At 38.7% G+C, this 21,059-nt stretch carries 23 protein-coding genes and 1 pseudogene; 8 read left to right on the top strand and 16 right to left on the bottom strand.

From position 1 onward, the window contains the following. Positions 1–8: 8 nt before the first annotated feature. The 4 genes from Q1A31_RS04335 to Q1A31_RS04320 all read right to left on the bottom strand — a co-directional run bounded on the left by Q1A31_RS04335 (position 9) and on the right by Q1A31_RS04320 (position 3,115). Positions 9–434, bottom strand: a complete 426-nt coding sequence (locus Q1A31_RS04335; protein ID WP_299872886.1) for a F0F1 ATP synthase subunit epsilon — start codon at positions 432–434, stop codon at positions 9–11. Next, positions 431–1,846: a F0F1 ATP synthase subunit beta gene (atpD, locus tag Q1A31_RS04330; RefSeq protein ID WP_299872884.1), complete on the bottom strand. Its 1,416-nt coding sequence runs from the start codon at positions 1,844–1,846 to the stop codon at positions 431–433. The genes Q1A31_RS04335 and atpD overlap by 4 nt, the downstream gene beginning before the upstream one ends. A 134-nt stretch (positions 1,847–1,980) precedes the next feature. Further along, a complete protein-coding gene (locus Q1A31_RS04325; protein WP_299872882.1) occupies positions 1,981–2,610 on the bottom strand; it encodes a MarC family protein in 630 nt (209 codons plus the stop codon). A 43-nt stretch (positions 2,611–2,653) separates the two neighbouring features. After that, on the bottom strand, positions 2,654–3,115 hold the full coding sequence (locus Q1A31_RS04320) for a universal stress protein (protein WP_299872879.1): 462 nt from the start codon (positions 3,113–3,115) through the stop codon (positions 2,654–2,656). A 480-nt stretch (positions 3,116–3,595) separates the two neighbouring features. On the opposite strand from Q1A31_RS04320, the gene Q1A31_RS04315 reads away from it, so the two are divergent. Together Q1A31_RS04315 and Q1A31_RS04310 are read left to right on the top strand one after the other, a co-directional pair. Then, positions 3,596–3,835 carry a hypothetical protein gene (locus Q1A31_RS04315; RefSeq protein ID WP_299872877.1) on the top strand — a complete coding sequence of 80 codons (240 nt, stop codon included), beginning with the start codon at positions 3,596–3,598 and terminating at the stop codon, positions 3,833–3,835. Positions 3,836–4,022: 187 nt separating this feature from the next. Then, a complete protein-coding gene (locus Q1A31_RS04310) occupies positions 4,023–4,889 on the top strand; it encodes an alpha/beta hydrolase (protein ID WP_299872874.1) in 867 nt (288 codons plus the stop codon). Between the two features lie 386 nt (positions 4,890–5,275). On the opposite strand, the gene Q1A31_RS04305 is transcribed toward Q1A31_RS04310, so the two are convergent. Further along, positions 5,276–5,482: a hypothetical protein gene (locus Q1A31_RS04305; RefSeq protein WP_299872872.1), complete on the bottom strand. Its 207-nt coding sequence runs from the start codon at positions 5,480–5,482 to the stop codon at positions 5,276–5,278. Positions 5,483–6,344: 862 nt separating this feature from the next. Between Q1A31_RS04305 and Q1A31_RS04300 the strand changes: the two genes are divergently transcribed. Beyond that, a complete protein-coding gene (locus Q1A31_RS04300; protein ID WP_299872870.1) occupies positions 6,345–6,530 on the top strand; it encodes a hypothetical protein in 186 nt (61 codons plus the stop codon). Positions 6,531–6,651: 121 nt separating this feature from the next. On the opposite strand, the gene Q1A31_RS04295 is transcribed toward Q1A31_RS04300, so the two are convergent. Continuing rightward, positions 6,652–7,191, bottom strand: a complete 540-nt coding sequence (locus Q1A31_RS04295; RefSeq protein WP_299872867.1) for a hydrolase — start codon at positions 7,189–7,191, stop codon at positions 6,652–6,654. Between the two features lie 427 nt (positions 7,192–7,618). On the opposite strand from Q1A31_RS04295, the gene Q1A31_RS04290 reads away from it, so the two are divergent. Then, positions 7,619–8,407: a protein-tyrosine phosphatase family protein gene (locus tag Q1A31_RS04290; protein WP_299872864.1), complete on the top strand. Its 789-nt coding sequence runs from the start codon at positions 7,619–7,621 to the stop codon at positions 8,405–8,407. A 335-nt stretch (positions 8,408–8,742) separates the two neighbouring features. On the opposite strand, the gene Q1A31_RS04285 is transcribed toward Q1A31_RS04290, so the two are convergent. The 9 genes and pseudogenes from Q1A31_RS04285 to Q1A31_RS04250 all read right to left on the bottom strand — a co-directional run bounded on the left by Q1A31_RS04285 (position 8,743) and on the right by Q1A31_RS04250 (position 15,445). Further along, positions 8,743–9,213, bottom strand: a complete 471-nt coding sequence (locus Q1A31_RS04285) for a hypothetical protein (RefSeq protein ID WP_299872862.1) — start codon at positions 9,211–9,213, stop codon at positions 8,743–8,745. 122 nt (positions 9,214–9,335) lie between these two features. Further along, positions 9,336–9,536 carry a hypothetical protein gene (locus Q1A31_RS04280; RefSeq protein WP_299872860.1) on the bottom strand — a complete coding sequence of 67 codons (201 nt, stop codon included), beginning with the start codon at positions 9,534–9,536 and terminating at the stop codon, positions 9,336–9,338. A 20-nt stretch (positions 9,537–9,556) separates the two neighbouring features. Next, positions 9,557–10,414, bottom strand: coding sequence for an STAS/SEC14 domain-containing protein (locus tag Q1A31_RS04275; protein ID WP_299872857.1), 858 nt, complete (start codon positions 10,412–10,414; stop codon positions 9,557–9,559). A 195-nt stretch (positions 10,415–10,609) separates the two neighbouring features. Then, positions 10,610–11,383: a hypothetical protein gene (locus Q1A31_RS04270; protein WP_299872854.1), complete on the bottom strand. Its 774-nt coding sequence runs from the start codon at positions 11,381–11,383 to the stop codon at positions 10,610–10,612. A gap of 248 nt (positions 11,384–11,631) precedes the next feature. Continuing rightward, entirely contained in the window at positions 11,632–12,792 is a 1,161-nt protein-coding gene (locus Q1A31_RS04265) for a hypothetical protein (RefSeq protein WP_299872852.1), read from the bottom strand. 5 nt (positions 12,793–12,797) lie between these two features. Beyond that, the gene (locus tag Q1A31_RS04260; protein ID WP_366942971.1) at positions 12,798–14,132 is read right to left on the bottom strand and encodes an erythromycin esterase family protein; all 1,335 of its coding nucleotides are present in this window, start codon (positions 14,130–14,132) and stop codon (positions 12,798–12,800) included. Positions 14,133–14,141: 9 nt separating this feature from the next. Further along, a pseudogene (locus Q1A31_RS20970) lies at positions 14,142–14,783 on the bottom strand (protein-L-isoaspartate(D-aspartate) O-methyltransferase); the annotation flags it as partial. 280 nt (positions 14,784–15,063) lie between these two features. Further along, positions 15,064–15,258 (bottom strand): DUF2789 family protein, encoded by a 195-nt coding sequence (locus tag Q1A31_RS04255; protein WP_299872846.1) that lies wholly within the window; start codon positions 15,256–15,258, stop codon positions 15,064–15,066. Beyond that, positions 15,233–15,445: a hypothetical protein gene (locus Q1A31_RS04250; RefSeq protein ID WP_299872843.1), complete on the bottom strand. Its 213-nt coding sequence runs from the start codon at positions 15,443–15,445 to the stop codon at positions 15,233–15,235. Before Q1A31_RS04250 ends, Q1A31_RS04255 begins: the two co-directional genes overlap by 26 nt. Before the next feature lie 293 nt (positions 15,446–15,738). Here Q1A31_RS04250 and Q1A31_RS04245 point away from each other — a divergent pair, with 293 nt between their 5' ends. From Q1A31_RS04245 to Q1A31_RS04230, 4 genes are all read left to right on the top strand, one after another. After that, complete coding sequence (locus Q1A31_RS04245; RefSeq protein WP_299872840.1) at positions 15,739–16,770, top strand: rhodanese-like domain-containing protein; 1,032 nt, start codon at positions 15,739–15,741, stop codon at positions 16,768–16,770. 127 nt (positions 16,771–16,897) lie between these two features. Further along, positions 16,898–17,389: a hypothetical protein gene (locus tag Q1A31_RS04240; RefSeq protein ID WP_299872837.1), complete on the top strand. Its 492-nt coding sequence runs from the start codon at positions 16,898–16,900 to the stop codon at positions 17,387–17,389. Between the two features lie 419 nt (positions 17,390–17,808). Continuing rightward, a complete protein-coding gene (locus Q1A31_RS04235) occupies positions 17,809–18,948 on the top strand; it encodes a GGDEF domain-containing protein (RefSeq protein WP_299872834.1) in 1,140 nt (379 codons plus the stop codon). Between the two features lie 159 nt (positions 18,949–19,107). Then, the gene (locus Q1A31_RS04230) at positions 19,108–20,280 is read left to right on the top strand and encodes a GGDEF domain-containing protein (protein WP_299872831.1); all 1,173 of its coding nucleotides are present in this window, start codon (positions 19,108–19,110) and stop codon (positions 20,278–20,280) included. Between the two features lie 44 nt (positions 20,281–20,324). On the opposite strand, the gene Q1A31_RS04225 is transcribed toward Q1A31_RS04230, so the two are convergent. After that, positions 20,325–20,933, bottom strand: a complete 609-nt coding sequence (locus Q1A31_RS04225) for a LysE family translocator (protein ID WP_299873054.1) — start codon at positions 20,931–20,933, stop codon at positions 20,325–20,327. Positions 20,934–21,059: the final 126 nt, after the last annotated feature.

Here is a 21,059-nt window from a genome sequence, read left to right as displayed (position 1 = left end):
ATCGTTGCTTATCCATACCGTTGTTTTTCAAGCTGAATTAAATTACGCATGACTCCCGCTTCTAAACGCGCTAAAGCACTGCGAGTCATTCGTTGTTGCTCATCCAAATGAATAAAATGCTCTTTAACCAACTCGTGTAATTTATTCAAATCATCGCCGCGCACTGCATTGACAACAGAAACTAAAACATTACGTCCATGTTTGATCAGTGTCCCGATATCAACGGCTACATATTGTTCCTGCCCATCAGCCTGAGTAAACGTAAGAATCCCCGGCACCAGTGCCGCAACAAAATCAATGTGTTTCGGCAATAAACAGAAGCTTCCATTTTGAGCTTCAGCTATCACTTTTGTAACGGGCACGTCCAATAATACTTTTGTTGGCAATAACAGTTTCAACGTCATACCACTTTCTGGATTAATCATCTCAGTCATGATTTTTTCACAACCTCATCGATTGAGCCAATCATGTATAACGCTTGTTCTGGATAACCAGCAAATTCATCCGCAAGAATCCTTTCACAACCATCGATTGTATCTTCAAGTGACACAGTACGCCCTGTGTTACCTGTAAATTGTTCTGTAGTATGAAAAGGCTGTGTAAGAAAACGTTCTAAATGTCGCGCCCTACTCACTACTTTACGATCTTCAGTAGACAACTCCTCAACACCGAGCATCGCAATAATATCTTTTAGGTCTTCGTATTCGGCTAATGAGCTTCGTACTAACTGAGCCACATCAAAATGACGTTGCCCAACTACACCAGGATTTAGCATTTTAGAATTGGACTGTAATGGATCCATCGCCGGATAAAAGCCTTGCGAAGCGCGTTTACGTGACAACACCACAGAGGCTGAAAGATGTGCAAAGGTATGAGTTGCTGATGGATCGGTTAAATCATCGGCAGGCACATAAACCGCCTGCACAGAGGTGATCGCAGCAGAAGCAGTACTACAGATACGCTCTTCAAGCTCTGATAATTCAGAAGCTAATGTAGGCTGATAACCCACACGTGAAGGAATACGACCCATTAAACCAGAAACTTCGGTTCCTGATTGAATGAAACGAAAGATATTATCAATCATCAAAAGTACATCACGTTTCTGCGTATCCCTGAAATACTCAGCAACACTCAACGCAGCGTGTCCGACACGAAAACGGGCACCGGGTGGCTCATTCATCTGTCCAAAGACTAGCGCTGTATTTTTCAACACACCAGCAGCATCCATTTCCCGGTAGAGTTCCTCAGCCTCACGACTACGCTCACCAATACCACAAAACAAACTGATGCCCTGATATTGTCCTGCGGTATTATTGATTAGCTCGGTGATAAGTACCGTCTTACCAACACCTGCACCACCAAATAAACCTGATTTACCACCACGTTCTAACGGTGCCAATAAATCGATGGCTTTAATACCTGTGGTAAAAACTTGTTGTTGAGTGACTCTTTCAGAGAGTGGCAAAGGCGCTTTATGAATAGAGCTATACTGATCTGTTTTAAAAGGCTCGCCATTATCAATTGGCTGACCAAAAACATTGATCATGCGGCCCAATAGTTCTTCTCCGACAGGCACTTGTAATGGTCCGCCAGTATCAATAACTTCTGTGCCTCTGGCTAAGCCTCTGGTAGCCGCTAGTGCTATACACCTGACTACCGTTTCACTCACATGGGTTTGCACCTCAAGCATCAAAGGGAACTTTTCACCTAAATCAATACGCAAAGCCTGACGGCGAGCCGGCAAAGGTTCTTCAAAAGTCACATCCACAACACTTCCATGAACCGCATTGACGTATCCCACATTGAGTGAGCTTTTAGAATTCGGTTTATCGGCTTGTGTATTCATTATCTGAGTTATTAGTCACTGTTAAAAAACATTAAATATACAACTTCATGATCTCATTTGATTTGTATTCTGGTAACTCGTATTAGCCGTAATTGATGTGCGGTTTATACTTAGAGAAAACCATAGAAAGAATATCAAGTGAAAAGAAAACTCTTAATACCGGTCAAAGCCATTTGCGCACCCATTACAACCAGAATAAATCCCATGAATTTCAAAAAAATTCGTTGTCCTCGTTCGCTTACCCTTTTTTCTACCCAAACCGAAGCTGAAAGAATGATAAACATTAGAACAGCCTCGGTAACGACTGCCAATGTCACACTGATATGGCCCATTACCGTGGGATTATGGGCTGCCAAAGTCATCACTGTCGCTATCGAGCCTGGGCCTGCAATCAATGGCATCGCAAGTGGCACTAACAGTTGATCCGTTTCATCATCTTGAAGGCTTTCATGCTGAACATGCGTTGGCCTGCCCTTCATCATTTCCAGCCCCATTAACAGAACGATAAGACCACCACCTGCCTGAAATGCAGACAATGAAATACCAAATAGTTTTAATAAACCACTTCCTGCCAAGGTTGCAACGAACAGGATGATGAAGATATAAAGTGAAACACGTAAAGCGGCATACCTTCGTTTAACTGGGCCGACATCTCCCACAAGCGCAAGAAAAATCGGTGCAGCTCCCAATGGATTAGAGATTGCCACAATGGCAATGGTCGCTTGAATGAAGTGCTCTATATTTGCTGAGAATACGCTGGTCATGGTTATTTTGCTTTTTAGATTAAACTATTAATGAATTGTATTTTCAAGCGGCATCGGCATGCACTACCAGCACGTCACAGGGTGCTTTTTGTTGCAATTTTCTAGTATTTAGCCCCGGTAGAACTGACACGCCATTTTCACCATGCTCTCCCATAATAATGAGATCAGCTTTGATTTCTCTGGCAACCTTGATAATCTCATCCTCGGTCGCTTCAGTTGATACACTAACCATGGGTATCACTTGTAAATTTGGCACTAAATTAGCGAACTCCACAAGCCGCTGACGATTTTCAGCAATGATATTTTTGCCTGAGCCTGAGTCTACATCTTGATGGGATCCAACCACAACGTTATCTTCATCGTTATCCTCTGAAAAATGTTCTACGACATGTAACAGAGTGATTCTTGCATTGAAATGCCCAGCAAGAGTGACGGCTTTTCGTGCGACAACTTCACTGAATTTCGAAAAATCAGTGGTCAGTAAAATGTGTTGATAAGCTTTCATTTTATTATTCCACTATCTCCTATATTGATACCTTGCTATCGATCTTTTTAAATTGACGTTATCTATAATCACTATTTTTATGTGAAACCTTTTTAATTAATTATCAGGTATGTACAGTAAAGACTAAATGCGGAGTTATTCGTAGATGCGGTGTGGAAACTACTTAGTTTTATATTTGAAAGAACAGCACAAGATTTAAAGAGGTTTCATGCAAGAAATAATCATTAATAGATGGATGAATCTAAATAATTATAAATTAAAGTCACCCCCCTACTTTTAAGCCTTTTTTCTCTCATCTCATATTTATGCGTGATTAACATAATCAAAACTACGTAGTTATCACAGCTTTTCTAAGCATATGTCCGAATATTAAGACAAAACAACAATCGGTATTCTAAAAACCATTGATTCATCTTATGTCTCAAACAAAGATATGAATCATGTCAGATTGGTTTTTTACTCTCACAAAGGAATGAACACATGGATGACTTGATGAACCAGGTTTTAAATAATTTACCTGAGATATTAAAACGTGCAGATGAACCTTCAACGACGATTGCAGATAAGGATTATTCCTTTGAAAAATGGCAACCCTTGATGGCTACGATGAAACCTTTTCTAAACGATGAAGTAACGCGTCTTGGCATATCGACAGAAGGCAAATCTGAAATGGATTTAGTGAAAGAAGTATTCACGACTCAAGAAAAACAGAGTATGTAATTTTTGTATTTCTGCCATTAATTCTGCACTTAATAATGTTGTTGAAGCATTTTCTGTTTTGAGAACCGTCAATTACAAGCGGTTAATTTATTGGTAGTTTTGACATTTAGAAAGGGGCTTTCAAAAGCAGAGCAATGTCTTTTCAATAATCCTGACGCTAATACCAAAAGCTAAACCTAGGGTAAGCATGCATTATTTCATCTTTTTAATACTGGCAATCATCATGCTTGCCGGCTTATTTTTTATCGCTATTCATTTAGGTTTCCGCGCGCCCAGAAATAAAGAAACGAGTAATCCCAAAGATCTGCTTGGTATTGATTATCTTCAGTTACACATTCCTATTAATGGAGATAAAAAGTTATTTGGCTGGTTACTTCCTGTATCCGGTTCAACTGAAACGCTAATTATTCTGCATGGCTGGGGTGGCAATGCAGAAGTCATGTTGCCGCTTGCTACACCCTTTTACAAAGCAGGTATGAACGTTCTGCTTTTTGATACCAGAAGTCATGGCAGCAGTGATTCGGATACCTTCTCATCGTTACCCCGGTTCGCAGAAGACCTGGGAAATGTGATCGATTGGTTAAAGCAACACCATCCCGAAAAATCTAAAAGGATTGCCCTGTTAGGACATTCAGTCGGGGCAGGCGCGGTATTGTTTGAAGCCTCGAAACGCAAAGATATTGCCGCAGTAATCAGTATTTCTGCATTCGCACACCCTGAATGGATGATGCAGCGATTTTTAAAAAGTTTCTATTTACCTGCCGTTATCAGAAAGCTCGTGATGCGTTATGTGGAATGGGTCATCGGACACCGCTTTGCGTCATTCGCGCCATTAGCCACAGTGTGTAAAATCAACTGCCCAATACTGATCGTGCATGGCAAAGAAGATACAACCATTCCCGTTGAAGATGCCAGAGCAATTATAGAAAACTGCCCTGAACCGCATTTAAGCTTGCTAGAAATAGAAGATGCAAAGCATGATTCAGTAGAAAAAATTGAACTGCATAGTGAAAAGCTTATTGCTTTTCTCCGTGCATCTGGATTTCAATTTTAATCTTCTATAGTAATACTTGATGCTAATTTATTAGATAGAACCCATGTAGCTTTTATAAAGAGATTTACTGCTACTAAGGTGAAATAAGAAGTATTAGGTCACCCCCCTACTTATAGGCGTTTTTTTTGCAGAGCTGGGTATTGCTTGTTTTAATACTTTGGTTTCTTGGCAAAAAATTTAAATGTAAAAACATCAATTCAAAAGGCCGTAGATTGTCAGATTCTTTATGTCGATCAAATAATCAAATTCTGGAACCCCTAATCAAATTTATGAACAACTTAATCGTATTGTTATTGAAAATGATTCCAGCTAAAAAGCCCTGAGAAAAACTTTGAGTTCTGAAAACGAAAGAGCACTTGTAAAAACAAGTGCTCTGTAAAACTAGACTATTGAGTAGTCGTAGCTTCTGGCGCTTCTGGACAGATTGGCAATGTAAGTTTTGCTTTATCTTCGTCAGACATTGCCTCAACTTCTGCAGCTGTAACGCATATAGGAGCTGGTGCATCCTCTGCTTTTGTCTCCGCAAATCCTGGTAAAGATGTTCCTAACGCTAGTAGGAATGAAGTTGCAACAATTGTATTCTTGATAGTCATAATTGACTCCTTATTAGTTTTAAACAATTATGAAACAATGACTTACAAAGTGTAGTAAAAAATAAAAGGCGAAGACGAATCCCTCGCAACTACCTTTTTTCTCTACATCATCGTCTCGGGAAATACGACTGGGACTATTTTGATAAGTTTCATTTATTTTTTATCGAAAGTAGTAATCGTATTGCATACAAATATTAAAAAACTAACTTAAGTCGATGAATACTAAGATTAAAAACTGCTTAAAAAATAAGCAAAAAAAGTGTGAAAATAAAATGAAATTAATGTGAATTTTTTTCAAAAAAGAACTTCTGAAAAAGTAAAATAATGAAGAAATGAGTCTTTTTAGACCATGAATTTATGTACCAATATGTTCTTTTTTCAACCCAAATATCTAAAATATTTATTCTTTAGAAGATAAATTAGAAAGGTATTTTTAACAAAACTAGCTTCTGTTTAATAATTTTTCATATTGATAAACTCAGTTGAATAAACAAAGAATTCATTTATTTACTGATCATAACTGTTCTGGAACTCTTAAACATTGGATTTTTACTGATGAAATTTAGGATGATATTTAAGATGCAGTTTAGGTGCACTTTTGTATTTATTCACTGCGTTTCGAGGGCTTGTTTTAAGTCACCCCCCTACTTTTAAGCACTTTTTAATTAAATGATATTTTTATTTCAATTCTCCCATCCTATGTAAACAGTTGTTTAAATGGAAGTTTATCGTTTGAAAATAGAATTCAACATCAATGAAATTAGCTGATCTAACCATTAGCTAAAATTATTATTTTGAACTTTATGGTTCTTCCTTTGCCTACAGTAGAACCTGATATAGGGTCAACCAAAGGTAATGAATTATGAAAATTTCAATGATACTTACAAGCTTAATAGTTGCGACGGGTGCAATGAGTTTAACAGCCTGCGATAAAGCGAGTAACACGGAAGTGACGGATCAATCAGCTGCGGTAATTCAAGAATCCGATGCAATGAAAAACGAATCGACAGATGAAATTACGCCTGCACCAGCCCCTCCCGCAGATTAAAAATTGTTACAAAAAAGCCTGAACATAATCAGGCTTTTTTGTTAATCAAATAATGGTTATCAATACTTGTCTCATCTTGTATAGCTTGGTTAAGGTAAATAAACCAATAAGCTTTTAACGATTACTTAATGAGTGGCAAAATCTGTTTAAACTCGGCTTTGCGTGCATCTTTAATCAACTCATACAGACACATTTCAACACTCGTGAGGCTAGCGCCGCTTTTCTCGAGCTTATTTATCGCTAAATCAATATTGGCTTTAGAGCGTGATGAAATACCATCAGTCACCACCTCAACCTGATAATTCCTTGATAACAACCCTAAAGCTGTTTGATATAAACATATATGCGCTTCAATGCCGCAAACAATCCATTGCTGCACACCACTTTCCGCTATCACTTTGTCAAAGCTACTGCTTTCACAGGCATTAAAGGTAAACTTTTCCAGAGGTTGATTCGGCGCTAATAACTCACTTAATTCAGGAACAGTCTGCCCCAATCCCTGTGGATTTTGCTCAACCCAGACAATAGGAAGCTTTAGAATTTGGCATCCTTGAATCAACGCCTGAATATTCCGAATTAAAGCTTCGCTCTCATGCACAATACGCGCAAGCTTGCCTTGAACATCGACTATAACCAAACCTGTATTTTCTTGATTTAACATGTCAGCCTACTCCCAGGTGCATCTCAACTTTTTAATTAGGTCTTTAGAATTATTTATCCCATATTAATATTCAAACTCTCATTTAGATAGTGGTATAGATAATTGATGAACTCAAGATAGTCACCCCTCCACTTTTAGAGGTTTTTTGGTTAGACAAAAAAACGAATTATTTTGAGGTTTAGAACCTTATTTTTAAGAAGTAGAGGCTGATGCATTGCATTTATTTTGATATAAACAAATTATCCTGAACTAGGAAATGAAGCTTTACGCTTAAACAATAAATGAATTACAGACCCAAAACCTATTATACTTATGTGTTTTATTTGCTTCTGTTTTCAATGGTATTTCCTGGCAAAAGCATAAAAAAATAACAACATATTTTCGTAAAAATATCTTAGAGATATACAAGTAAGACATGGATGAATAGATGAATCAATATAGCAATTCTGTAATTAAAAGTACTGTATTACAACTAATGGGAATTAAAGGTGACGCCAAACGGATTCATTTTGACCCTAAACGCGATCGCTTTAATTTAACTCATTCCTTAGATACTAGCGCTCATGATGAGCTTAACGCTAACCGCATTATTGTTGATGGTAAATACATCGCCATAGCTACACAATATCCATTCGATCATCAGTTGGAGGCTCACCTTCAAATGATCATAGATAATCGCACACCAGCTTTGGTAATTCTGGCAAGTAATCGTGATATTCAAAATCATAAATTACCTGAATACTTCTCCAGGTCTGAAACTTTTGGACAGATAAAAACGCGTTCAACACCTGTACGTCGTGTTGAGCTGGGTAATAGAATTGAAGCTTATGTCTTTAAAATGGAAGTTACTGGATATCAGGCAGCTATCGATATCCCAGTTATACATGTTCATAATTGGCCAGATCACCAAACTGTTAGCCCAGAAACGACAACTAGTTTAGTCACTTTAATCGAGTCTACAATTTCTGAAAAAAGGGACTTCTACGAACAAGAAAATGATAGCGCGATTAACCGCCCTGAAAAAATGTTACCCGTTATACATTGTAAAGCAGGAGTAGGTCGAACAGGACAGACTATTGCTGCATTAGTAATGAAAAGATACCCAGAATTGAGCTTGGCATCCATTACTAAAGACCTAAGAATATCTCGCAATAACTCCATGATTCAAACACCCGTTCAAATGGAAACATTGGTTAAACTGGAGATAAATATATAACAAGTGTTTAAAACATAACGCAAAAAAAGGCATCCGTTTAGCAAGGCGTAATATGTCTGGTGAAGCTAAAAATAGTACTAAGTGGATTTAGAATCAATTATTTTGACACCCCCCTACTTATAGGCATTTTTCAAAAAAATGCCTATAAGTAGGGGGGTGACTATTGATGTATAGTTTTCAACTTCAATCAAATGCTATGAAAAACTCAAGAAACAATGGTCCAGGATGAAGGTTGTTTGAGCGAATCGAGTTTCCTTCATCCCCATTGTTTCCCCTCTGAACCTAAATCTATGATGTAGTAAAATTTACAGCTTTTTATTCGACTACATCTCAACCTAACTAACAATTCTCGCACTCAGTGATTTGAATTCCCTCCATCCCATATATATCCCCATAGCCACTATAAATATAACGACAGGAATTAATATCCAGACATAGGTTTCCAGATATGCTGCGATGATTGTTGCGATTGCGATAAAAACACCAAGCACTAAAAAACGCCAGCCTATATAAATACCTGCGAGAAAAGTCGATAAACTCATCACCATCATTAATACAAAAGCGGTTGCGTTATTCGGTAATCGACCTAGCTGTAACAGAATGAAAATCACTTTTACGGCGATAAATACGGCGGTCCAATGTAGGATTTGTTGGCGTATAAAATGAAAACCATCGATATCGCCTTTGATGTACCGCGACCATTCCAGAATGATCGCGGCAACAGCAAATACAGGAATCATCCATAGCCAGAAGTTGATACTTAAGGCTCCCACCACATCGGTATAGGCGATGCCTACAAAACACAATATGAGTTAGATACTCAGAATCGCTTCGCTGATAAAAATCCGGTGAAACCATCCATCGGGATGATGTAAAAGCGTGGGTTCGGGTTTGTTTACGGTTTTATCTGCTTTTTTGTTCATGATTTTTACCTTGTTTTTTCAGCTTTCTCTATCTCTGCCAAACCAGACTGTATCGCTTCGAAAATGAGCCTGTCTGCTTCGACAGGGTCATTTTCTGGTACATCCCATGCCATTATCTCTCGATATTTTTCTATCAGATGACGCAAGTCTTTTACGATTTTGTCGTGATAGCGTTCTATTTCTATATTTTGTATATCGCTCATCATTAGAGACCTCTATATGCTAGTTAGAACGTTAAATCTTGAACAGGGACGATCAACATTTCACAACGGCTATTGCTCTGAACGTATTGTGGGATAGAGCCAATAAGCTTGTTTAAGCCTTTTTTCTTTCTCGCGCCAAAGACAACCAGGTCTGCATCTTGTGCTTCTAGAAAGGTGACGATGCTAGTCTTTGTTTCACCGCAAATGACTTTGCTAGTGATTGGATAATCGGTCTCTAACTCATCCGTAAAAACTTTCATTTGTGCTTCTGCCGCTTCCATCCTGGCTTTATTTTGTTCTTCAATAATCGCTTCATCAATCAGGTAAGCGCCCATTGCATCGCCATACGCTGAATACGGAACGTACTCTAAAGCGACATTGAGCAAGGTGAGTGATGCCTTGTAGTGTTTAGCCAATTCAATCGCACGCTTGCAAGCATGTTTGGCATAGATTGAATAATCTACAGCTACAACGATATTTTTATAGGGCTGGAGTTGTTCTGCCAGCTTTTCGAGGTCTTCCCTTTCGCGTAACCAGTCCCATGCATCTTGTAGATTTTCGCGGTTAAAGTATTTAACTTTACCAGCGATTAAAAACGGCTTGGCAATGAAAGACATCCAACGTTCCCAGGCTTTATCACCGACCATCGCGATGCGTTCAAAGTTTTCGAGGTGCTTCATACCAAATTTAAAATCATCTTTTACCGCATCTAAATCCCACCCTGTGAAGTTATCGAATTCAAACAGTAAGGTGATTTTTTCATGCTCTTCAATATGCTTTTCTAATTCAGGTATGAATTTTTGATAGTCTTCATGGCTTAGTTTTCCTGAAGCTCTCACTGCGATGGTGTTACCTTCGTATACCGGTATTATTTGTAACATGATCTATTCCTCTCATTTACGGATATATGACTATCCTCTGTTCTTGTTAAGAAATAGGTTTTAAAGCTGTTAAATTAACTTTACTAAACAAACTCTAAAACCTGATTCTTTGTCCACCATTAGTTATTACTGATGATGGATACATTCAATCTTATTGTTATAAACTGCTGTTTTAAATGCCTTATTAACTGATGACTAACTGATTTCTTTGTATAGCTTATTCACCAGTGAGATGATGGTAAAATGATGTTTTCTCATCGTATCGTGAAGTTCAGCGTGTTGAGTATGTTCCTGTTTTTCCTGTGCATGCACAGCAGCTTCTTCATCCTCTTTCACTTCAAAAACATGACTGGTAGGATCGTGCTCTGCTTTGGCGAGTACTTCTTCATGCTCATGATCGCGTGCTTCATGCGCCTTAATCACCTGAACATGTTCATCTAACAGGGTAGAATGTTGAGCAATGGCTTTTTCAATCTTTGCTAATTTTCCCAAGGCCTCTGCATGTTCTTTTTTCCAGATTTCTACTTCTGCCAGCCATAAGCCATGATCAGAACTCCATTGCGTATGTTCCTCATGCTCAGTAAGGTGATCAGCACTTTTGATAGATAATACTCGCTCGTTAAGGTTTTTCTGGAATGCCAGTAATTGCGCAGTATTGGTATCCATAATGGTCAGTAACTTACTCCAGATAGAATCAGAGACGTAAGCTGCTTCCTTTTTGAATGCTTCTTTGTAAGCTTCTCTTGATTCACTCAAATTATCTTCCAGTTTTTTAAAATCATGCTTTAATTCTGAGCTAATTACTTCTACTTCTTCTTTGCTTAAATCTTTCCACTCACCCAATTGTTCTTCGGCTATCTGCAATGCCTGCTGTAGGTTTTCACCCTGATTTACAACAAGATCTTCCACAGTATCCACCATAGTTTGATATGCACGTTTTAAATCTTTGTTCATTTCTTCGATTCTCATGACTTTTCTCCATCAAATATGTTGTTAACTTCTACCTTGATAATTACTCTTACCACCTCAACAAACTATTCGTTGTTATACGTAATTAACTGTGGAAACTACCTAGTGCCAGAAGCAAATGACTCCTGAAAACACTAGAATATAGTCTCTGAATGACACCCCCCCACTTTGGGGCACTTTTTAAATCATAAACAGATTAATCACTGTGCTGATAAACCGCTCGATCGATTTATTAACCAACTACAGAACTATAAATAACCATCTGGAGCCAGACTTGTTGCCAGCATGACATTATTGATATCGGCATGGTCCACCCATGCCTCAACATTGCGGTGTGTCGGTTGTAGCCAGAAGTTATTAATAGTGTCACTGATTGGCTTATACGCAGCTAGCTCAATCAAATCATCGCTTAGTTGAGACAAATTACTGAAATCTCCAGCGTGTTGCTTTACGAGCTTTTGCATCCGCTCTATCCCTTGTAAACCAATGGATAATCCCAGCTCGCGAAAGGCCAATCGATACTCGGCGGGTAAATTTAGCTGATTTTGTTGAACAAATGCCTTCAGGCTGATATCGATATCATTTAATAATAACTCTAACCTGAGATGCTCATTCACATGCTGACTGGTGATTAGTTGAGTCAGCCTGCAAGCATCTGAAAGTAATCCACCGAGCCCCAAAGAATCCTGAGTTGCCCAGTTTCGTCCTTGGCATAGTTTAACCATATCCTCAATTTCGTCGATTAAACTGAGTTCAATTGGCGTATCTGAGAACTGTTTTGAAGTGGCTTGAAGGTGCTCGTATGTGATTAAACCATCTAACGGATCATGGTATCCCATAGAATCTACCAGAGGATCCGACAAATCTATTCTCATTTTCCACACCATACGTATGTTTCCATTAGGTGTGGTATAGGTAAAGGCAGCATGAGCCACTTTTGCTAGTTCCAGTGCCCATTGGTTATATTTACTGTCATTCGTGACCTGGCTAACCCGGTTTAGTGCATGCATCCATTTAGTCAAATAATGATAATACTGACCATCTCTGTCCCACTCTAGTTGTTCATCATACGATTCACTCGTCTGGCGTTCATCCAGCTTTTTACCAATTCTGAGACCACCCCGGGTTGGATGCAGTCTCGCCTGTTGATCATCCAGTCCGCTAATCCAACCACTGTGATTACTAAGCTGATGATATTTTCCAAGGACTTGATGTACTTGATCAACAAGGTCTAGAGCAAGCTGTAAGTATTGTTGCTCACCTGTTTGGCCATAGAGTCCTAGAAAATTACACACCGCAAATGCGTCCGTCCATAAATAACGGCGCGGTTTGCGGGATGCATCACTCAAGCCTGATTCATGCGCAAAGTCGAGCATTAAAGCTTTACTATCAATTATTTGCTGTGTCATCGGAATTACAGTCCAAATGGAAATGTATCTGGAATTCCTTTGCTTGTTTCTTTGGTTAATGGAACCACTGCACGGGTTTCATCAAACCAGATATATTCATCAAATTGATTTGGCAGACAGGCATAAAAATAATGACTTTGTAATTCGGTTTCGGGTCTATAGATAACGCCGATTGCACGCTCTAGCCGTTCTGCTAAAAGTTTTTTGCGGGTAATTTGTTGCAATGGATTACGCAGTGGCAATAGGAAGTTATCCGTTTTCACTTCATGACACACTCGTTCGTAACTATCTATATGAGATGGCTGGACTTGCTTGACTTCCATTGGCCCTCCCCATTCTGATGCCGCAGCTACGGTGCCATGATCGGTACCAAAACCAATCAGGTAGGCATCATTGCCATATTCCTCACGCGCTAGCTGACCAATATTTAATTCTCCACGAGCACTCATCTGGGTAGCTCTGGCGTCACCGATATGTGAGTTATGTTCCCAAATCACGACTTTTGCTTTAGGACCCCGATGCGCTATCACAGACTGCAACGTTTCAAACATGTGCTGGTCACGCTGATTCCATGAATTGTTCTCCGCATAGTACATAGTGCGATAGTAACGCTCCGCATTCTTTACCAAACGGGCATTCTGTTCTGCATTAAAGAACTGTTCGCCATCTGCCTGTGAATACTCAATTCTTTTTGCAAGAAGATCCCGTAAGGTGGCAATTACGTCCTCTTCACACTCCCTATATTGCTTGGTGATAGTAACCTGACTATACATGCCTAAATCATCAGACCAAGGCATTAAACAACCATAACGGGTTCGCGCAACTTCCGCAGTTGCAGGATCAACTTTATCCAGATACCCCAACACTGCTTCAATAGAACTAAACAGACTGTATAAATCCAGACCATAGAAACTGACTTTCTCATTTACACTGTCTAAATTATCGTTATGATTTTTTAACCAGTGGCTAAATTCCAGTACTGAATGATTTGCCCACATCCAGGTTGGGAAACGCGAAAATGGTTTACTTTCCAGCAAGGGATCTGACTCGATACCATGAATATATTGATTGATATGCGCTGCATCGGGCCAATCGGCTTCTACTGCAACACTTGTAAAACCTTTCTTCTCAATCAATTCTTTAGTGATGCGAGCTCGCATTTCATAAAACTCGGCGGTCCCATGTGAGGCTTCCCCCAGCAACACAATTCGGCTACCTCCGATGCGTTCCATGAGATTATCCAGATTGACCTGATCAATACGGGCAAAATGCTCACTCGACTTATAAATCAGTTCGGGTAATGTTTCTTCGATTTTTTCTTTAGCAGGAGTTTCTGCTATCTCATCTTCCCAACCTGCTGCACCTATTAGGGGAACAAAACGTACAGCGCCTAAATCTTCTTGTTCAAATTCAGTTTCATTAATGCGTCGTACACGCACCAGTGTTTGAGTTTGTAATGAAGATCCTACCGGGATAACTAAACGCCCACCTATGGCTAGTTGCTGCTTAAGCGCTTCTGGTACAACTGGACCGCCGGCTGCCACTATAATCGCATCAAAAGGGGCATTTTCTGGCCAACCCAAGGTGCCATCGCCATATAAAACATGGACATTCTGATAACCCAAATCCTGAAGTCGGGATCGTGCGGTATCAGCAAGAATTTTATGACGCTCAATGGTATAGACTTCTTTAGCGATCTCAGCGAGAACAGCGGCCGCATAACCAGAGCCGGTACCTACTTCTAATGCTTTCTCCCATGGCTTTAATTCTAGTGCTGCTGTCATAAGTGCAACGATATAAGGCTGTGAAATAGTTTGATTGGCTTCAATGGGGAGAGCTGTGTCCTTATAGGCGAACTCTACCAGATCTGTCGGTACAAATTCTTCACGGGGAACCGCGCTTACAGCTTCTAACACCGACTGACTATGCAATCCACGTGCTTCCAGTTGATAGTCGATCATTTGTTTTCTTAAATCTTCAAACTTACCCATGATAAAGCTCCTTCTTTGTATTCAGAAACAAGCAAACATCTACGATCAATCATTGATTAATCGCTATCTAAGTTACCACTTAGCAATAACTTTAATTTGATAATCATCAATTATGGGAGAGATTTTAGTTATAAAGGTGAGTAGTATTGAGAGAGAGAGAGCTTAGAAAGCAGAGGCAAATAAAAACAGCTAAAGCCAACTTCCGTAGCTTTAGCTGTAATTTTTAATTCATCATTTTTACATCGAAATACTTTTGATTTCCTTAGATTTCAATAGTCAGTTAGTCGCGTAACAAAACGTTCAGATGATCTACAACAACCGCCCAGTCTGAATCCTCAGCAATAGACTCTTTTAAAAAATCTGCCTGAGAATTGCTCCAGACAGAATCCGTTACATAAGCAGCATCTTTTTTGAATGCTTCTTTGTAAGTTTCTCTGGATTCACTCAAATTATCTTCCAGTTTTTTTAAAATCATACTTAAACTCTGAGTTAATTACTTCTACTTCTTCTTTACTTAATTCTTTCCACTCTTTCAATTTTTCTTCGGCGGTATTCATCGCCTGTTGTAAATTTTCGCCCTGATTTACAACAAGATCTTCAACCGTATCCACCATAGTTTGATATGCACGTTTTAAATCTTTGTTCATTTCTTCGATTCTCATGACTTTTCTACATCAAAAAATTATTAATTCCTGTAATGATAATTGCGCATAAGCCTTCACTAATACAATTCGGTCTATTACGAAATAAATTGCGGTAAATACGTATTAGATAAATACAGATCATTTGTTTCAGTAATATGTATAGTCCCCCTCTGATGTTCATCACCTTCTCTATTTCTAATCATTCATTTTTTTTTACAGATTGTGTTTTATCAAAGTGTTTCAGCATTTATTCCACTACGATCGCTCTCACAACTTAATCGTAAAACACAAATTACTGTAGGAAATTAGCAATGAAATATAGATTGATAACACCTTTACTACTTGCAGCGTGTATTTCTGCAAACTCTCTTCAAGCGGCTGAGGCACCAAAAGCGTTGGATAAACAAACCAGCTGGGGATTATATGTAGACTCAACAGAAGCAGCTGCGATGAAGCAAAAGCTTGGCGATAAAATGCTATTGGTTGATGTTCGTGATCCTGTCGAAATCATGTTTACCGGATTTTCGGATGTGGTAGATATCAACATTCCCTTTAAAACAGCTGACCGCAGTGCATGGCATAAAAAGAAACCTGTTTTTAATATGAAGCTTAATACTCACTTTGAGCAAGATCTTGCTGCTGCGCTACAGGCGCGTGGTTTAAGCAAAGATGCTCCTATTGCTATCATGTGTCGTTCTGGTGGAACTCGTGGTGCTCCGGCGACTAAACTACTGGAAAACAAAGGCTATAAAAATGTCTATGTGGTGACTGATGGTTTTGAAGGTGGAAGTCTTAAAGAAGGTGATAAGAAAAACTGGCGTTTAAAAAATGGCTGGAAAAATTCAGGTCTTCCCTGGAGTTACAAACTCAATAAAGAAAAAATGTACATCGAGCCTGCTAGTCAAACTGTAACTAACAATGATATTAAATCAGAAAATATCGACAAAGCTGCCGCTGAAAGAGCAAAATTCCTGAGCATGCTAAATCACGCTAATCCAATGCCTAACTACATGCCAGTATTGATGAAGAATGCCAAAAACCTTGCGCTAAGCGCTGAACAAACAGAAAAATTAAAAAGCTGGGTTGCGGCCAATAATGAGAAAACAGCAAACGTTGTTAAAAAGATTGTTGCGATTGAAAACAGCCTGGCATTGGCATCTATGAATGGAGCAGATAAGCCAACATTGATGAAAAAATATAGCGAAATGGCTGATTTACGCATGAAGATAGCAGCCTCAAAAACTGACTGTCGTGACAATATCCGTAAAATTCTATCTACCGAGCAGTGGAATAAGCTGGTTAAACTGAAGCAATCTGCAGGCACTCAACACGCATCACTTTAGTGATAGAAACGTTGTCAGGTTTTATTATTCATACCTTTTAATGCGATGTATGTTTAACAAAATTTAGATAACTTTGTAATAAAAACCCAGACTAATTGGTCTGGGTTTTTACAATTAGGATTTTAAAATGCTCAAAAATATCTTAATCAGTAGCCTATTGTTACTTAGCTTTGTCTCCTATGCAGATACATCTGAAATGGATGCTTCTATAAAAAAGTTACAAGTGGGAAGCATACTTCCGCCACTCGAACTTAAAACACAACATGGCAAGTCCGTAAAAATTGGCAAAGATGTTAAGACACTCTTATTTGCGGTTGAGAAAGCGCCATCAGCATTAATCAATGATTTTATATTGAAACAAGAAGCAGACTATCTGACAAAAAATAAAGCTTACTTTGTCGCAGATATCAGCGGCATGCCTTCACTGATTACCAAAATGTTCGCCATCCCAAAAATGAAGAAACGTCCTTATGATATTTTACTCGCGAAAAAATCAGCAAAAGTAGCCTTTATCCCGCGTAAAAAAGAATTTGTAACCGTGGTAAAAGTTGCCGCAGGAAAAGTCACGGCGATTATGTTTCTTAACAAAGTAGAACAATTGACAGGGACTTTAAGATAGTTCATGTTGAGATAACATTGTATTTACTTGTTGAATTCAGTCACCCCCCTACTTATGAATGACAACTCGTTTTTGTTCTCTAAAACCGATATTGGAGCCGAGCTTGCGAGACTAAAGCTTTAGCTGACCCATCAGGGTGAGGCGTAGCCGAATAATTTATGCTTTGCGAAGCAGTTTTTTCATTCTTGGATATAGGCTTTTTTAAAAAAGTTTATTAAAACTGAGATCAAGCAAACCCAGTTCCACCCAACCTTCTTGCTTATACCTTTGGGTATTTTTTCGTTTGATAAAAATATCAGATTGATTGATTTGACCATATATCAGAAAAAATAGCGTCAATGGGTATTTACATTTACCATCAGATATTAACAACAATATATTTGTGTGCAAAATAATAATTATAAGCATCATTTTAAAAAATGAAAATAACCCCTAAACCTACAACAGAAGAAGTAACGTCTTTCAACCATAGTGTGTTGGATGAAAAAGTTAATTCCACCCGAGTCATATTAGTACTCGGCGTATTCTTTTTTTTGCTATACACCTATTTTAATTCACAGGGTTTATCCAAAGAAAAACTGGCAATAATATATCCGGTAAGGGCTACTATTTTAATCGTACTGACCATGTTATTTGTGCTTACGTTTAAAAAAGAGCTATTTTCCAAACATTACAACAAGCTGGTGATGTTTGGCTATATAAGTTCTGGTGTGATTTTGACCGTCGGTTTTTATGTAGCGCAACCGGGCGATTACTCTTATGATTTGTATTTCGCGGCACTCATGATATTGGTGATCACTGCATTTTCCTGGAATTATTTGCCGATAAAATACTCGATTTTGATATGCGCAATTTTTACGCTTAATTATGTCCTGATCAAAGTTTTTGTACATAAAGACATCGAAGGCACCAGACTACTTACACTAGTTTTACATGTATTCTATCTGACATCTGTTGCAGTAATAGCATCGCAAGCACAACGCATTAGAGATACGATAATCTATAAAAACCTGAGGTTACATAACAACCTAAAACAATTAGCAGATGAACAAGCACAGGAAGCAAAGAGGCAAGAAATACTTGCCAATCTGGATGATCTAACAGGTATTCCTAATCGACTCTATATTACAGAATGTCTGCAAAAGGCTTTAAAAGAGGCGGAACAAACTAACACCTTACTCATATTAATCTTTATGGATTTAGACGGTTTCAAAGAGATTAATGATACCTACGGTCATGGCATAGGAGATAAAGTCCTGAAAGTCACGGCGCAGCGTTTAAATAGTATAAGAGAAGGAGATTACCTGGCTCGATTAGGCGGAGATGAGTTCCTGATGGGTTTCAAAGCTGATCATTTCTCTAAAAAATACATCAACACACTCTGCGCGAATATCAAAGAAAACATATCAACCCCGATGACCATTAAGAAAAATAAACTGCAAGTTGGCGTGAGTATTGGTTACGCCACCTACCCCGATGACGGTAACAACATTGAAGCATTGATGAAAAATGCAGATAAACATATGTATATAGATAAAAAAGAAGGTAAGAAAATATAAAATTTAGCCTAAAAACGATCATAAATAAAAGATGACTAAAACCAGATCAGACTCAATCACTAAATATAATTCTAAGATTGGCTTATCTGATGAATCTTTCATTTCATTATCTATTGAATCACCTATGAAAAAGTCAAAATTATAAAACACTAAAATATTGTGAAACTCATCTCAGCCATTTCAAAATATAGAGTTATTCCTTTTGGAGATAATCTTAAAGAAGAAAAGACTCATTCAACACGCCTGGTGGTTTTACTAGGCACGTTGCTTTATGGGCTTTATTCAATTATTGACTTTTTCGGGCTATCTGAAGAGATGTTAGACGCACTCTACCCCCCGAGAATGGCTAACTTTTTATTATACGCCGCGATATTTGCATCAACCTTCAAACAAGAATTCTTTCAAAAACATTACAACAAAATCATGATGTCGGGATATACGGTTTCAGGCATCGCAATCAGTTATGCCATCCTAATATCACAAGAAGGAGATTATTCTCATGACATGTATTTTGCCGCTCTCATGGGGTTAATCTTCATGTCCTTCACCTGGAGTTATCTACCGATAAAATATCCATTCATTATGAGTGTCGGTTTAATCGCGACATTTGCAATTATCAAAATCTATTTCCATCAAGACACATCAGGCGGTAAATCCATCGCATTTATAGGGCAGGTTTTTTACATGATTAATGTCCTAATCATTGCCTCAATAGCACAAATTATCAGAGACATTCTGATCAAAAAAAATATACTGCTTAAACAAACCTTTGAAGATAATTTGTTAGTTAAAACGCAAGAAGCAAAAAAGCAAAAATCACGTGCAAATCTGGATATGTTAACGGGCATCCCAAATCGACGTCATATCACTAAACTTTTAAATAAAGCAGTCAAAGTAGCAGAAGAAAATAACACTCATTTAACGCTGGTGTTTATCGACCTGAATGGCTTCAAAAAAATTAACGATACCTATGGGCATAATTCAGGCGATAAAGTACTGGAAGTCACTGCAAAACGATTAAAGACAACGATTAAAAAAGACGACTACGTTGCTCGCTTAGGTGGAGATGAGTTTTTGATAGCCATAAAAACGGATAATTATTCTGATTTATACATCAAAAATCTCTGCAACAGATTAAGAGCCGTTATCACCTCACATATCGCATTTAACGGCTGTAAATTACATGTAGGAACCAGTATCGGTATTGCCAATTATCCAGAAGATGGGAAAGATACCGAAGCATTAATAAAGGTCGCTGACAATCGCATGTATGTCGACAAGCAACACAGTAAAAAAGAGATGCCAGCGGCATTAAGCCAATCTCTAATCTAATCTAAAAAACTCTACGCTAACAATACGTGTATTACCTATATCGTTTAAGTTGTAATCAGCCAGATACCCACGCCAATCATCAGCGTACCCGCAATACGATTCATAATGCGCACATTACTGCGCTCACGTAATAAATGCGCCAGCGATTGACCGCCGATTGCGTATAAGGTTAAAGAGATAAATTCGATGGTTAGAATAATCAATAGCAACACAGACAACTGCGGCAATAACGGTAATGACTGATCAATAAATGGCGGCAATAACGCCACGAAAAACGCCCAGCCCTTAGGGTTAGCGATAGCCGTTACAAAGCCCTGAGTTGCCAGTGACAAGCGCGAAACCTGTACGCCCTCCTCAGACACCTCCTGAATCGCCAAACGTCCACGAGAACGCCACATCTGAATCCCGATATAACCCAGATACAAACCACCCGCCCACTTAAAAACGGTAAAGAAATCCGGGTACTTCAGCATAATCGCAGCCACCCCGATCATGGACAACACCACCACCGAACCAACCCCAATCAACTCGCCCGCCATCATCCAGAATGTCTTACGCACGCCAATCGTCATACCCAATGTCATAGACAAGGTCATACACATGCCCGGCGTCGTAGAAACGAACAAAAAAGTCGGGATAAATACTGCCAACATCGCGGCATTAATAATTAGAAAAGTCATAAAGCGGAGAGTAGGATAGAAATGCAGTGGATTCAATTTATAGTTGTTGGGAACAGTGAAATAAAGTCACCCCCCTACTTATAGGCGGTTTTTTATTTC

Source organism: uncultured Cocleimonas sp., from assembly GCF_947495625.1.
Lineage (GTDB): Bacteria > Pseudomonadota > Gammaproteobacteria > Thiotrichales > Thiotrichaceae > Cocleimonas.
The sequence above is the reverse complement of the archived record's forward strand: the minus strand, read 5'-3'. Positions and strand labels throughout refer to the sequence as shown.

What these genes read in the sequence shown, in the direction of transcription:
- Q1A31_RS04335 (WP_299872886.1), bottom strand. Translation starts at nt 434, where the DNA reads ATGACTGAGATGATTAATCCAGAAAGTGGTATGACGTTGAAACTGTTA.
- atpD (WP_299872884.1), bottom strand. Translation starts at nt 1,846, where the DNA reads ATGAATACACAAGCCGATAAACCGAATTCTAAAAGCTCACTCAATGTG.
- Q1A31_RS04325 (WP_299872882.1), bottom strand. Translation starts at nt 2,610, where the DNA reads ATGACCAGCGTATTCTCAGCAAATATAGAGCACTTCATTCAAGCGACC.
- Q1A31_RS04320 (WP_299872879.1), bottom strand. Translation starts at nt 3,115, where the DNA reads ATGAAAGCTTATCAACACATTTTACTGACCACTGATTTTTCGAAATTC.
- Q1A31_RS04315 (WP_299872877.1), top strand. Translation starts at nt 3,596, where the DNA reads ATGGATGACTTGATGAACCAGGTTTTAAATAATTTACCTGAGATATTA.
- Q1A31_RS04310 (WP_299872874.1), top strand. Translation starts at nt 4,023, where the DNA reads ATGCATTATTTCATCTTTTTAATACTGGCAATCATCATGCTTGCCGGC.
- Q1A31_RS04305 (WP_299872872.1), bottom strand. Translation starts at nt 5,482, where the DNA reads ATGACTATCAAGAATACAATTGTTGCAACTTCATTCCTACTAGCGTTA.
- Q1A31_RS04300 (WP_299872870.1), top strand. Translation starts at nt 6,345, where the DNA reads ATGAAAATTTCAATGATACTTACAAGCTTAATAGTTGCGACGGGTGCA.
- Q1A31_RS04295 (WP_299872867.1), bottom strand. Translation starts at nt 7,191, where the DNA reads ATGTTAAATCAAGAAAATACAGGTTTGGTTATAGTCGATGTTCAAGGC.
- Q1A31_RS04290 (WP_299872864.1), top strand. Translation starts at nt 7,619, where the DNA reads ATGAATCAATATAGCAATTCTGTAATTAAAAGTACTGTATTACAACTA.
- Q1A31_RS04280 (WP_299872860.1), bottom strand. Translation starts at nt 9,536, where the DNA reads ATGATGAGCGATATACAAAATATAGAAATAGAACGCTATCACGACAAA.
- Q1A31_RS04275 (WP_299872857.1), bottom strand. Translation starts at nt 10,414, where the DNA reads ATGTTACAAATAATACCGGTATACGAAGGTAACACCATCGCAGTGAGA.
- Q1A31_RS04270 (WP_299872854.1), bottom strand. Translation starts at nt 11,383, where the DNA reads ATGAGAATCGAAGAAATGAACAAAGATTTAAAACGTGCATATCAAACT.
- Q1A31_RS04265 (WP_299872852.1), bottom strand. Translation starts at nt 12,792, where the DNA reads ATGACACAGCAAATAATTGATAGTAAAGCTTTAATGCTCGACTTTGCG.
- Q1A31_RS04255 (WP_299872846.1), bottom strand. Translation starts at nt 15,258, where the DNA reads ATGATTTTAAAAAAACTGGAAGATAATTTGAGTGAATCCAGAGAAACT.
- Q1A31_RS04250 (WP_299872843.1), bottom strand. Translation starts at nt 15,445, where the DNA reads ATGAGAATCGAAGAAATGAACAAAGATTTAAAACGTGCATATCAAACT.
- Q1A31_RS04245 (WP_299872840.1), top strand. Translation starts at nt 15,739, where the DNA reads ATGAAATATAGATTGATAACACCTTTACTACTTGCAGCGTGTATTTCT.
- Q1A31_RS04240 (WP_299872837.1), top strand. Translation starts at nt 16,898, where the DNA reads ATGCTCAAAAATATCTTAATCAGTAGCCTATTGTTACTTAGCTTTGTC.
- Q1A31_RS04235 (WP_299872834.1), top strand. Translation starts at nt 17,809, where the DNA reads ATGAAAATAACCCCTAAACCTACAACAGAAGAAGTAACGTCTTTCAAC.
- Q1A31_RS04225 (WP_299873054.1), bottom strand. Translation starts at nt 20,933, where the DNA reads ATGTTGGCAGTATTTATCCCGACTTTTTTGTTCGTTTCTACGACGCCG.